Source organism: Rhodococcus sp. NPDC057529 (assembly GCF_042802055.1).
GTDB lineage: Bacteria > Actinomycetota > Actinomycetes > Mycobacteriales > Mycobacteriaceae > Rhodococcus_F.
In genome coordinates this window covers 135,582-148,003 of record NZ_JBHVEY010000008.1, presented here as the reverse complement: position 1 = coordinate 148,003, position 12,422 = coordinate 135,582, and the positions used below count along the sequence as shown (strand labels likewise).

The window sequence follows — 12,422 nt, the reverse complement described above, 5'->3', positions numbered from 1 at the left end:
GCGCCCCGCCCAGGATTAATCCGGACAAGTTACCCGGGTCGCCGGGCGCAAGAATGGGAGCGCGAATTGGCATTTACACGTAGATCTTTCATGAAGGGACTCGGGGCCACCGGGGGCGCCGGACTCGCGTACGGCGCGATGTCGACGCTCGGGCTCGCACCGTCGACCGCCGCTCCCGCCCGCACGTTCCAGCCGCTCGCGGCCGGCGACCTCATCGGCAAGGTGAAGGGCAGCCACTCCGTGGTCGTGCTCGGCGGCGGCCCCGCCGGTCTGTGTTCGGCGTTCGAACTGCAGAAGGCCGGGTACACGGTGACGGTTCTCGAGGCCCGCACCCGGCCCGGCGGCCGCGTCTGGACCGCCCGGGGCGGCACCGAGGAGACCGACCTGAACGGCGAGACGCAGAAGTGCACGTTCTCGGACGGCCACTTCTACAACGTCGGCGCCACCCGTATCCCGCAGAGCCACATCACACTCGACTACTGCCGCGAACTCGGCGTCGAGATCCAGGGCTTCGGAAACCAGAATGCCAACACGTTCGTGAACTACGCGAGCGACACCTCGCTGTCGGGACAGTCCGTCACCTACCGGGCGGCGAAGGCCGACACGTTCGGCTACATGTCCGAGCTGCTGAAGAAGGCCACCGATCAGGGCGCCCTGGACCAGGTACTGACCCGGGAGGACAAGGACGCGCTGTCGGAGTTCCTCAGCGACTTCGGCGACCTGTCCGACGACGGACGCTACCTCGGGTCATCCCGCCGCGGTTACGATTCCGAGCCCGGAGCCGGCCTGAACTTCGGCACCGAGAAGAAGCCGTTCGCGATGCAGGAAGTGATCCGCAGCGGCATCGGCCGCAACTTCAGCTTCGACTTCGGCTACGACCAGGCGATGATGATGTTCACCCCGGTCGGCGGGATGGACCGGATCTATTACGCATTTCAGGACCGGATCGGCACCGACAACATCGTCTTCGGCGCCGAGGTCACGTCGATGAAGAACGTGTCCGGCGGTGTCACCGTCGAATACTCCGCAGGCGGCGCGCGGAAGTCGATCACCGCCGATTACGCGATCTGCACGATCCCGCCGCACCTCGTCGGCCGACTGCAGAACAATCTGCCCGCCGACGTGCTCACCGCGCTGAAGGCGGCCAAGCCGTCGTCGTCCGGAAAGCTCGGTATCGAGTACTCGCGCCGGTGGTGGGAGACGGAGGACCGCATCTACGGCGGCGCGTCCAACACCGACAAGGACATCTCGCAGATCATGTTCCCGTACGACCACTACAACTCCGACCGGGGCGTGGTCGTCGCCTACTACAGCAGCGGCAAGCGGCAGGAGGCGTTCGAGTCGCTCACCCACCGCCAGCGGCTCGCCAAGGCGATCGCGGAGGGCTCGGAGATCCACGGCGAGAAGTACACCCGCGACATCTCCTCGTCGTTCTCGGGCAGTTGGCGCCGCACCAAGTACTCCGAGAGCGCCTGGGCGAACTGGGCGGGCAGCGGCGGTTCGCACGGCGGCGCCGCCACCCCCGAGTACGAGAAGCTGCTCGAACCCGTCGAGAAGATCTACTTCGCCGGCGACCACCTGTCCAACGCCATCGCCTGGCAACACGGCGCGCTGACATCCGCCCGCGACGTCGTCACCCACATCCACGAGCGCGTGGCCCAGGAAGCCTGACCCTTTCCCCTAACCAGGAGTTGTGCACTGTGAAGTCTTTTCGTACCAAGGCCGTGACCGCCGCGCTCGCCGCTTCCGCTCTGATCGCCGGGGCGACGTCGTGCTCCTCCGACGAAGCGGCAGCGGAGGCGCCCGCGAGCACCTTCGTCTCCAAGTCCGTTCTCGAAGCCGGGGAGGCGAATCCGATGATCGCACAGGGTGTCGCGATCGGCGGCGGCACCGCCGTCTACAAATCGAGCGGCATCGGCCCGGGCGCGTCCAACAAGGCCGCACCCGAGGGCACCCCCGAGTCGTACATCGACACTCACGTGTTCTCCGGCGGCGCACTCCCGGCCGGGGTCACCATCACGGAGGCGCAGGGCATCAACGCGCTGAAGCGGATTCGCGACAATCTCGAGGCACAGGGCCTCACGCTCGAAGACGTCGTGACCATGCGGGTGTTCCTCGACAACGCCCCCGGCACCGACCGCGCCGACTACGCAGGCTGGAACCGCGCCTACCGGCAGTTCTTCGCGAACACCAACCTCGACACCGGCGACACCGAACTCGTCCCGCTCGGCACCGCCGAACCGGCCGCCCCGATGGAACGGAACTCCGCGCGTCCCAGCCGGTTCGCGCTCGAGGTCGCGAGCCTGCCCGCCGCGGGCTGGCTCGTCGAGGTCGAGGTGGACGCCGTGTACCCCGACGGTGAGGGGCCGCAATAGTGGGGGCGCTGAGCCCGAGCCACTGGGCGATCATCGCGGTGGTGCTCGTGGTGCTGTTCGGGTCGAAGAAACTCCCGGACGCCGCCCGCGGCCTGGGACGGTCGATGCGGATCCTCAAGACTGAGGTGGGGGAGTTGCAGGCGGACGCTCCCGAACTGGAGAAATAGACGAAGCGAGCCGGTGGACCCCGCGTCCACCGGCTCGCTCGTCCTCGAGGTGTCAGGCCTTACGCATGTAGGTACGGACCGTCAGCGGTGCCATGATCGCGACGATCACGGCGGCGCCGAGCAGCGACCACACGACGTGGACACCGAAGTGGCCGTCGTTGACGAGTTCCCGCACCGCGGTCACGACGTGCGACACGGGGTTGACGTTCACGAACGCCTGCATCCAGCCGGGCATCGTGTCGGCAGGCACGAACGCGTTGGACATGAACGTCAGCGGGAACAGGATCAGCATCGAAATGCCCTGCACCGAAGACGCTTTGCTCATCAGGACGCCCATCAGCGCGAAGATCCAGCTGATCGAGAACGCGCAGACGACGACGAGCGCTCCGGCCGACACCACGCCGATCACGCCGCCGCCCGGCCGGTACCCCATCGCGATACCGACGGTGAACGTGATGGTCGTGGCGATGCCGTACCGCACGACGTCGGCGAGGAGAGCGCCGGACAGCGGCGCGATCCGGGCGATCGGCAGCGACTTGAAGCGGTCGAAGACGCCCTTGTCCATGTCTTCCCGCAACTGGGTGCCGGTCACGATCGACGTGGTGATCACCGTCTGAACCAGGATGCCGGGGATGATGATCGGCAGGTACGACGCCACGTCGCCGGAGATGGCGCCACCGAAGATGTACGTGAACATCAACGTGAAGATGATCGGCTGGACGACGACGTCGAACAGTTGCTCCGGGTTGTGCTTGATCTTGAGCAGTCCCCGGTACGCCATGGTCAGCGTGTTGGCGACGGACTGTTCGAGGCTGATCCGGTTCCGGGCCTCCGGAATCGGTTGCGGGCCCGCGTGTGCGCGGGATTCAAGGGTGGTGGTCATGCGACGCTCCGTTCGGTATCGGCGTCGGCGGCAGTGTCTTCTGCGCCGTGGCCGGTGATGGTGAGGAAGACCTCGTCGAGACTCGGCTTCTGGACGGTGATCTCGTCGACGGCGATCCCGTGGTCGCGCAACCGGATCAGGAGTTCCACGGTGAGCGACGGATCGGTCATCGGCGCGGTGAGGCGGCCGATCTCCGGTGTGATCGCCACATCCACGCCGAGGGTGTGTGCGATCACCGAACGCGCGTCGTTGATCTGTCCGCGATCGGCCAGGGTCAACTGCAGCGAAGAGACGCCGACGGACGCCTTCAACTCGTCCGCTGTGCCGTCCGCGATCACCTTCCCGCGGTCGATGACGGCGATCCGATCCGCCAGCTGGTCCGCCTCGTCGAGGTACTGCGTGGTGAGCAGCACCGTCGACCCGTCCGCGACCAGCCGGCGGATGGTATCCCACATCTGGGCACGCGTCCGAGGGTCCAGGCCCGTCGTCGGCTCGTCGAGGAACAACAGCGGCGGATGGGCGATCAGGCTGGCCGCCAGGTCCAGACGACGTCGCATGCCGCCCGAGAAATTCTTCAGCGGCTTCGTCGCCGCCTCGGTGAGGTCGAACTCCTCGAGCAGTTCCGTGCACTTGCGTCGGGCATCCCCCCGGCTCAGACCGAGCAACCGGGCGAAGATGACCAGATTCTCGACCGCCGACAGGTCCTCGTCGACCGACGCGTGCTGGCCCGTGACACCGACCAGCGAGCGCACCGCATTCGGTTCACGCACCACGTCGTGGCCGAAGATCCGGGCCTCGCCGCCGTCCGGACGCAACAGCGTCGCAAGCATCCGCACCGTGGTGGTCTTGCCGGCGCCGTTCGGGCCGAGCACTCCGTACACCGACCCCGTCGGCACGGACAGGCTCACGCCGTCCACGGCGCGCTGACGGCCGAAGAGCTTCACGAGCCCGTCGGCCTCGATGGCTGGGGGAGTTGCAGTGAGGTTCATGCCGTAGACGATGCAGCCCCCCACTTGCAGCGGGCTTGCACGACTCTTGCACGAACTCGCGAGGGCTGCTGTCCTGCGGATTCACAGGCATTCGCCGGAATCAGCCGCAATTGCGTGGGCATCTGACGAATGTCTCCGCGAATGTGCCTACCTCCGGTGCCTCGCACGTACACAGGCCCGATCGAAGCGCGCCTTGACGACGGCGAAGTCGAACAGGTCCCTCCACGTCCAGCGAACGACCTCGTAGCCGGCGTCGCGGATTGCATCCTCACGGAGCTTCTCCCGGTGTACGGCGGTGGCAGCTTCGCCACCGTCGGCGCCGTACTTCCCCATGCCGTCGAACTCCCCGACTACACCGCATCCAGTCCAGAAGAAATCGACACGGCCGAGGAACTTGCCGGTGCTGTCGTGGAGCACATGCTGGAGTTCGGGCGACGGCAGGTCGTGCTGGTGGAGGCGGATGCGGCTCAGCGATTCTCCCGGGCTCTCACTGCGACCGTCGAGAAAGCCCGCTGCCCGCCGCGCTTGTGCAATGCCTTTACGAGATCCGGCCCGGCCGACCTCGGCCAGAATTTCATGGAGCGTGACGAGTCGACGGTGCAGGGCCGAATCGCCGGCGACGACAGCCTGGTCGAAGGTTGAAATGCGTGCCGTATCCACCACAGTTCGTGCGGGTGAGGTGACGGCCAGCCCGCCGACCGTGACGACATCGGTGGCGTCGAACGGTGTGGCGTGGACGTGTACCCCCGCAGTTCGACCGCCGCCGGACGCGTGATTCCTCGTCAGGTGCACCCGTTCCAGCGACATGTCCCCGAGATCCATGCCGTGCAACAGCGCCGCGGAGGTGTGGCTCACCACGACGCCTGGCGGGCGCGACTGAACCGCCGCCGCAATGCGGAGGCGGTGTAGCGCCGGCCCGTCGAGTCCGGCGAAGTGCTCATCAGAGACGTATGCACCCGCCGCGATCCGCACAAGGCGCCCGGAATCACGCGCATGCCGGATCTCGGAGTCGGTCACGCCGTCGGCCAAGGCCTTTCGTCTGAATACCACGTCGTCGGTCATGCCGAACATCGTGCCTCACGCCGCAGTCGTGACCAGTCGGCTCACCTGGGCTTATCCGGAGCCTGTGGATGGAGCGCAGCCTGTGGACAACACCATCCGCGGGGCTATTTGCCAGACGCGCGGAAATTGCGGGCGCGTTTGGCTAAAACCTCCGCGAACGGCAACCCGCTAGCCGAACCGCGCCTCCAGCGCGCGCCGGTCGACCTTGCCGGGACCGCGGAGGGGGAGGACGTCGACGAGGAGGAGTTCGCGGGGGGCGGCGGTGGAGTCGAGGGTGCGTTCGACGAAGGTGCGAAGTTCGGCGAGTGTCGGTGCGGTGCCGGGTTCGGCGACGACGACGGCCGCGACGCGGCGTCCCAGCCGTTCGTCGGGGAGTCCGATCACCGCGCATTCCCGGACGGCGGGGTGGGCGACGAGGGCGGCCTCGACCACCTGCGGGACGACGGTGAGTCCGCCGGTGGAGATGGCTTCGTCGAGTCGGCCGGAGATGGCGAGGACGCCGTCGGTGACGGTGCCTGCGTCGTCGGTGCGGAACCAGCCGGGTTCCGAGAACGCGGGATGGCCGGGGAGTCCGCGGTACCCGGACGCGAGCATGGGGCCGCCGAGGAGGACGCGGCCGTCACCGTCGATGCGCACGTGGGCGCCGTCGAGGGGCACCCCGTCGTACACGCATCCACCGCACGTCTCGCTCATTCCATACGTACGGACAACCGTGATCCCGGCGTCGACGGCGCGTCGCAGGACCGGCGCGGGGGTGGCGGCTCCACCGAGGAGGACGGCGTCGAGCGCGGCCAGCGACGTCACGGCTTCGGGGTGGTTGAGCGCCTTGACCAGCTGGGTCGGGACGAGCGAGGTGTAGCGGCGGGGTCCGGGCATCGATTCGACGGCGGCGGGCAGCGCGCCGGGGTCGAAGCCTTCGGACACGTCGATCACCACCGGGTCGGCGCCCGCGAGGACGCTGCGCAGCAACACCTGCATGCCTGCGATGTGGTGGGCGGGAAGGGCGAGCAGCCAGGAACCCGGACCGCCGAGCCGCGCATGCGTCGCCTCACCGCTGGCACGGAGGGCAGCGGCGGACAGCATCGCCCCCTTCGGTACGCCCGTCGTCCCGGACGTCGCGACCACGAGTGCGACACCGTCGTCGATCGGGTCCCCGGGCCGCAGTGCGTCCGTCAGCCGCCGGGTCTCCCGCTCGTCCGCGGCGGGCACGGGAAGCGCGGCGGGCGCGGTCCCGTCGAGGATCGAGGACAGTTGCGGCAGGATGCCGACAACCCCGGCACCAGGTGGGACGGGCAGGACCCGCAATTCGCTCACTGGGCCGGCCCGGCAAGCGGCCAGCGCATCATTGGGCCGGCCCCGCAAGCGGCCAGCCGCCCGCAGCGAGGTTGCTGCGTACCCGGTCGACGTCCGATTCCAGCGGCAACTCGTCGGTGACCTTGGTGATGAGCACCTGGATGTCGGTCTTCTCGATGGGCAGGTCGCCCTCCTCGACGAGGGCGTCGGCGACGGCGTCCACCTCGTCTTCCGACAGGCGACGGGTGAGCAGCGCGAACAACGGAATGTAGTCCTGCTCGGGCACGCCGTTCGGGTAGCCGGCACGCAGCCAGCCGATGATGGAGGAGAGAAACGGTGGAAGGCTCATGGCTAGCCTGCGTCGCGGGTTTCTTCCGTGTCGCCGGCGTCGTCGCCGCTGTCGGCGTCGGTACCGACCGGCCAGCCCCCGGCCTCGAGGTTCTCCGTCACCCGGGCAACGTCTTCCTCGGACGGTTCCTCGTGGGTGATCTCGCTGATGAGGCGTCGGATGTTGTCGTAGTCGACGTGGCGTTGCGGCGCCTCGTGGGCGGTTTCGATCGACAGCGCGACGACCTGTTCGATCTCCTCGTCGGTGAGACGGCGACGCAGCACGGCCAGCAACGCGAAATGGTCCTTCGCCGGGATTCCCTCGGGATACCCGGCGCGTAGCCAGTCGAGCACGGAGCTGAGTGAATACTTGGGCACGCGTTCGGCCTCTTTCGTCGATGGAACGGGGACTCGTGGTCGCCGCTCAGAAGATGTGGATACCGAAGCTGCTGGCCAGGAAGTCCTTCATCAACAGAAGTATCCCAGTGATGATCGCGATCAGCACCACGGCGAAACAGACATAGGCGCCGATCCGGCCTGCGACGGTCGGCTGCGTGGTGCCCTCGGCGGTGTCGACGCCGCCGAGTGACCGCAGTCCGAGCGCGAAGATCGCGGGGAGGCCGGCGCCGAACAGCAGACCGACGAGGACGACCTGCCAGAGCGACTGAACGGTGGTGGTGAGCAGTGTCATGGGAGCCCCCTCAGCGGTTCGCGGCGGGACCGGCGGAGTCCGCGGTCTCGGCCACTTCCGGTTCGGTGGGTTCGGCCGAAGCGTGGGCCTCGCCCGACCCCCACTCGGCGTTCACGTTGCCGGACGTCACCGGTTGCAGGCGGGAACGCAGGTACATGAACCCGGCGAGCAGGATCAGGGCGGCGAACACGACCAGAACGCCTGGCAGACCGCCGATCAGGTGGGCGATGACCCAGCACACGGCGCCGACGATCGCTGCCGACGGCAGCGTGACCAGCCATGCGACGGCCATGCGTCCGGCGATGCCCCAGCGGACCTCGGCGCCCTTGCGTCCGAGTCCGGTGCCGAGGATGGATCCGGTCGCGACGTGTGTGGTGGACAGCGGCAGCCCGAGGTGGCTGGACGTGAGGATGATGGCGGCGGACGAGGACTCCGCGGCCATGCCCTGGGGAGCGGCGATCTCCACGAGTCCCTTGCCGAGGGTGCGGATGATCCGCCAGCCGCCGAGGTACGTGCCGAGGGCGATGGCGATCGCGCAACTGAGCTTCACCCAGAACGGCATCTCGTCGTCGGCGGACAGGCTTCCGTGCGCGACCAGTGCGAGGAAGATCACGCCCATCGTCTTCTGGGCGTCGTTGGTTCCGTGGGCCAGCGACACCAGGGAAGCGGACCCGATCTGGCCGATGCGGAACCCGTGCTCCTTGGTGCCCTCCGGCACGCCCGACGTGATCCGGTAGACCAGCTTGGTGCCCGCGGTGGCGACGAGAGCCGCGACGACGGGGGCGAGGACGGCGGGAACGACGACCTTGCTGAGCACCCCGCCCCACTCGACGCCGCTCATGCCGATGGATGCGATGGCCGCACCGATCAGACCGCCGAACAGTGCGTGCGAAGAGCTCGACGGCAGGCCGAGCAGCCACGTCGCCAGATTCCAGATGATGCCGCCGACCAGGCCCGCGAACACGATGAGCAGCAGATCCTCACCGCCCACTTCTCCCAGGTTCACCACGCCCTTGGCGACTGTCGCCGCAACCTCCACGGACAGGAACGCGCCGACGAGATTCAACGATGCGGACAGCGCGACAGCGACCTTGGGGCGCAGAGCTCCCGTCGCGATCGAGGTGGCCATTGCATTGCCGGTGTCGTGAAAGCCGTTCGTGAAATCGAAAGCGAGGGCGGTGACAACTACCACCAGGAGAACTACGAGCTCTGCGGTCACACCCAGATTGTGCGGATTTCAACCGAAAAAGTACAGCTGATGTCAGGTGTACAGGATCACTCCTGCGTATGGCCTTCCGTCAGTTCTCACCCTTCGGACGGGAGTCGCGGCGGATGGGGTGATCCTCCGGGATCTGCACGAGCACGATCGGGATGCCGTCGGGGTCCGCGATCCACATCTCGAACAGTCCCCACGGTTCCTGCCGGGCCTCGCGGTCGATCTTCACCCCGGCGAGGACCAGCTCGGTCTGGACTGCGGTGAGGTCGCGAACCTGCAGCCAGAGGGCGCCGTCGAAGGACGTCGACTCGCCCGTTCCGCCGTGCGCGGCAACCTCGATCAGGCCCTGACCGGCGAAGAACACGGTGCCGCCGGGGTATTCGCGGGCGATGGCCAGCCCGAGGATGTCGCGGTAGAAGCTCAGTGTCGTCGCGTAGTCGCGCGGCCGCAGAATCGTCCTGCTGCTGAGGATTTCCACCCGTCACCCTCCTTCGCCGGGCCGGGCTTCGTGTCCCGTCCGGCCGTGTGTGCGTCGATCTTCCTTCATCTCGGCTTCGTACAGGTGCCGCCGTCCGTCCGCGAGTTCGTGACGTGCGCCACGTTCGTGCTCGCGCAGCGGTGACCAGTACTGGTCGTCGAACTCCTCGACGATCTGGAACGTCCACCGGCCCTCGACGACGTTGCGGCCGACCAGTTCGGACTGCACCCGGTCCGCGACGTCGGCGTGGCCGGCGTCCCGCAGTGCGTCGACGGCCTCACCGAGCTGGAGGTCGGCGTGGCCGATCAGCTGATGGAACGAGTACAGGTGGCCGCGGGCGCGTTCGACCGTTTCGAGGGCCTCGGACAGCTTCCCGAGTGCGGCGACGGTGTCGTCACTCACTCCGGGCGGACGGCGATGTTCCGGCGCGGGGAGCTCGCGGTCGATGCTCATGTGGGTCAGTGTGCCCGAATCGGGGACGTCGCGCGCCCTCTCCTGCCGTGGCGGCGAATCCGGGCGCGTAATTCACCCTCCGAGGGTCTACTCCCGCGTGTTCTCCCGGTGCTGGACTGGATTGGCAACTGTGGACGACGAGGGGACTGGGCCATGAGTTCGAGCGTGACAGGGAAGCCGATACCGGGTGGCGAAGCGTTGCCGTTCCCGCCGACGCCGTCGGGAAGCATCGCGGGCCGGACCATGCAGGAGTCGGTCTACAGCCCGAGTCCGAAGGAGCGGCGGCTTCCCGACGACGCCCCGAACATTCTGATCGTCCTCATCGACGACGCCGGACCGGGTCTGCCCAGCGGCCTCGGAGGTGAGGTGAACACCCCGACACTCGACGCGATGCTGCAGGACGGCGTCGGCTACAACCGATTCCATACGACCGCAATGTGTTCACCGACCCGCGCGTCGCTGCTGACCGGCCGCAATCACCATCGGGTCGGGAACGGGCAGATCGCTGAGCTGGCCAACGACTGGGACGGTTACTCCGGTCACATCCCGCGGTCGAGCGCGACGGGGGCCGAGGTGCTGCGTCAGTACGGGTACAGCACCGCCGCATTCGGGAAATGGCACAACACTCCCGCCGAGGAGACCACCGCCGCCGGTCCGTTCGACAACTGGCCGACCGGTCTCGGGTTCGAGTACTTCTACGGCTTCCTCGCCGGCGAGGCGTCGCAGTACGAACCGAACCTGGTGCGGAACACGACGGTGGTGCTGCCCCCGAAGACCCCGGAGGAGGGCTACCACCTCAGCGAGGATCTCGCGGACGACGCGATCGGCTGGCTGCGCAGGCACAAGGCGTTCGAGGCGGACAAGCCGTTCTTCATGTACTGGGCCAGCGGCTGCCTGCACGGACCGCACCACATCATGAAGCCGTGGGCCGACAAGTACGCCGGGAAGTTCGACGACGGCTGGGACGCCTACCGGGAGCGGGTCTTCACGCGGGCGAAGGAGAAGGGCTGGATTCCCCCGGAGGCGGAGCTGACCGACCGCGACCCGACGATGGCGGCGTGGGACGACATTCCGGAGGACGAGAAACCGTTCCAGCGCAGGCTGATGGAGGTGGCCGCCGGGTACGCCGAGCACTGTGACGTCCAGGTGGGCAGGCTGTTCGACGAACTGGACCGCCTGGGGTACCGGGACGACACCCTGGTTCTGTACATCTGGGGCGACAACGGCTCGTCCGGTGAGGGCCAGAACGGCACGATCAGCGAACTGTTGGCGCAGAACGGCATTCCGACCACACCCGCGCAGCACATCGCGGCGCTCGAGGAACTCGGTGGCCTCGACGTCCTGGGGTCGCCGAAGACCGACAACATGTATCACGCGGGCTGGGCGTGGGCGGGTAGCGCACCGTACAAGGGGATGAAGCTGCTGGCCTCCCATCTCGGTGGCACCCGCAACCCGATGGTCGCCCGGTGGCCTGCGAAGGTGACCCCGGACCCGGTACCCCGCACGCATTTCCTGCACTGCAACGACGTGATGCCGACGCTGTTCGACATCGTCGGGATCACTCCGCCGCGGACGGTGAACGGTGTTCCGCAGGACCCAATCGACGGTGCCGGCTTCGCGCAGACGCTCGTCGACCGCGATGCCCCGGGTGGGAAGCTCACCCAGTACTTCGAGATCATGGGCAGCCGGGCGATCTACCACGACGGCTGGATGGCGTCCGCGTTCGGGCCGCGCGCACCCTGGGCGGCAGGTATGCCGGGCGGCATCCGCGACTGGAGTCCGGACGACGACGTGTGGGAGCTCTACAACCTGGACGAGGACTGGACTCAGAACCGGGATCTCGCCGAGCAGCATCCGGAGAAGCTGGCGCAACTGCGGGAACTGTTCGCGATCGAGGCGGCGAAGAACAATGCGCTCCCCGTCGGTGGCGGGCTGTGGGTGGTCGCACTGCACCCCGAGCAGCGGATCACGACGCCGTACACGAGCTGGGAGTTCTCCGGCGACACCATCCGCATGCCCGAATTCTGCGCGCCCGCGCTGGGCAACAGGAACAACCGGGTCACCCTCGACCTCACCGCGCCGGAGAGCCCGAGCGGAGTGCTGTACGCACTGGGGAGCAACGCGGGCGGGCTGACGTGCTTCGTCGACGACGGCTCCCTCTGTTACGAATACAACCTGTTCATCCTGATGCGCACGAAGATTCGTTCGACCGTTCCGCTTCCGCCGGGCACACGGAAGGTGGAGGTGGTCACGGAGTTCGTGGAGGCGCGGCCCGGTGGCCCGCTGAACGTGAAGCTCTGCGTCGACGGCAGTGTCGTCGGGGAGGGGCAGGTGCCGGTGAGTGCGCCGTTGCTGTTCACAGCCAACGACTGCCTCGACGTCGGCACCTGCCTCGGTTCCCCGGTGTCGCTGGACTACTACGACAGGAAACCGTTCCCGTTCAACGGCACCATCGACCGCATGTCGGTCGAGTACACGTAGAGAGATG

Annotated in this window: 14 protein-coding genes; 4 read left to right on the top strand and 10 right to left on the bottom strand. The window is 67.6% G+C overall.

Annotated features, from left to right (window positions below):
* Window positions 1-66: 66 nt before the first annotated feature.
* The 3 genes from ACFU5V_RS17540 to tatA are packed head-to-tail and all read left to right on the top strand — an operon-like array spanning window position 67 to window position 2,542.
* The gene (locus tag ACFU5V_RS17540) at window positions 67-1,671 is read left to right on the top strand and encodes a flavin monoamine oxidase family protein (RefSeq protein WP_378700894.1); all 1,605 of its coding nucleotides are present in this window, start codon (window positions 67-69) and stop codon (window positions 1,669-1,671) included.
* 29 nt (window positions 1,672-1,700) lie between these two features.
* Window positions 1,701-2,375 carry a Rid family hydrolase gene (locus ACFU5V_RS17535; protein WP_378700892.1) on the top strand — a complete coding sequence of 225 codons (675 nt, stop codon included), beginning with the start codon at window positions 1,701-1,703 and terminating at the stop codon, window positions 2,373-2,375.
* Window positions 2,375-2,542 (top strand): Sec-independent protein translocase subunit TatA, encoded by a 168-nt coding sequence (tatA, locus tag ACFU5V_RS17530; RefSeq protein WP_005252050.1) that lies wholly within the window; start codon window positions 2,375-2,377, stop codon window positions 2,540-2,542. The genes ACFU5V_RS17535 and tatA overlap by 1 nt, the downstream gene beginning before the upstream one ends.
* Window positions 2,543-2,594: 52 nt before the next feature.
* On the opposite strand, the gene ACFU5V_RS17525 is transcribed toward tatA, so the two are convergent.
* The 10 genes from ACFU5V_RS17525 to ACFU5V_RS17480 form a co-directional block, all read right to left on the bottom strand.
* Entirely contained in the window at window positions 2,595-3,425 is an 831-nt protein-coding gene (locus ACFU5V_RS17525) for an ABC transporter permease (RefSeq protein ID WP_378700890.1), read from the bottom strand.
* Window positions 3,422-4,414 carry an ATP-binding cassette domain-containing protein gene (locus ACFU5V_RS17520; RefSeq protein WP_378700888.1) on the bottom strand — a complete coding sequence of 331 codons (993 nt, stop codon included), beginning with the start codon at window positions 4,412-4,414 and terminating at the stop codon, window positions 3,422-3,424. The genes ACFU5V_RS17525 and ACFU5V_RS17520 overlap by 4 nt, the downstream gene beginning before the upstream one ends.
* A 147-nt stretch (window positions 4,415-4,561) precedes the next feature.
* Window positions 4,562-5,476 (bottom strand): hypothetical protein, encoded by a 915-nt coding sequence (locus ACFU5V_RS17515; protein WP_378700886.1) that lies wholly within the window; start codon window positions 5,474-5,476, stop codon window positions 4,562-4,564.
* A 168-nt stretch (window positions 5,477-5,644) separates the two neighbouring features.
* Entirely contained in the window at window positions 5,645-6,790 is a 1,146-nt protein-coding gene (gene menE, locus ACFU5V_RS17510) for an o-succinylbenzoate--CoA ligase (RefSeq protein WP_378700884.1), read from the bottom strand.
* Window positions 6,791-6,818: 28 nt separating this feature from the next.
* On the bottom strand, window positions 6,819-7,118 hold the full coding sequence (locus tag ACFU5V_RS17505; RefSeq protein ID WP_005252058.1) for a DUF3349 domain-containing protein: 300 nt from the start codon (window positions 7,116-7,118) through the stop codon (window positions 6,819-6,821).
* A gap of 2 nt (window positions 7,119-7,120) precedes the next feature.
* Window positions 7,121-7,474 (bottom strand): DUF3349 domain-containing protein, encoded by a 354-nt coding sequence (locus ACFU5V_RS17500; RefSeq protein ID WP_378700882.1) that lies wholly within the window; start codon window positions 7,472-7,474, stop codon window positions 7,121-7,123.
* A gap of 46 nt (window positions 7,475-7,520) precedes the next feature.
* The gene (locus tag ACFU5V_RS17495) at window positions 7,521-7,787 is read right to left on the bottom strand and encodes a hypothetical protein (RefSeq protein WP_378700880.1); all 267 of its coding nucleotides are present in this window, start codon (window positions 7,785-7,787) and stop codon (window positions 7,521-7,523) included.
* 10 nt (window positions 7,788-7,797) lie between these two features.
* Complete coding sequence (locus ACFU5V_RS17490; protein ID WP_378700878.1) at window positions 7,798-9,006, bottom strand: anion permease; 1,209 nt, start codon at window positions 9,004-9,006, stop codon at window positions 7,798-7,800.
* A 79-nt stretch (window positions 9,007-9,085) separates the two neighbouring features.
* The gene (locus tag ACFU5V_RS17485) at window positions 9,086-9,481 is read right to left on the bottom strand and encodes a VOC family protein (protein ID WP_378435805.1); all 396 of its coding nucleotides are present in this window, start codon (window positions 9,479-9,481) and stop codon (window positions 9,086-9,088) included.
* A gap of 3 nt (window positions 9,482-9,484) precedes the next feature.
* Window positions 9,485-9,934, bottom strand: a complete 450-nt coding sequence (locus tag ACFU5V_RS17480) for a hypothetical protein (protein ID WP_378435807.1) — start codon at window positions 9,932-9,934, stop codon at window positions 9,485-9,487.
* 153 nt (window positions 9,935-10,087) lie between these two features.
* On the opposite strand from ACFU5V_RS17480, the gene ACFU5V_RS17475 reads away from it, so the two are divergent.
* Window positions 10,088-12,415 carry an arylsulfatase gene (locus ACFU5V_RS17475; RefSeq protein ID WP_378700876.1) on the top strand — a complete coding sequence of 776 codons (2,328 nt, stop codon included), beginning with the start codon at window positions 10,088-10,090 and terminating at the stop codon, window positions 12,413-12,415.
* Window positions 12,416-12,422: the final 7 nt, after the last annotated feature.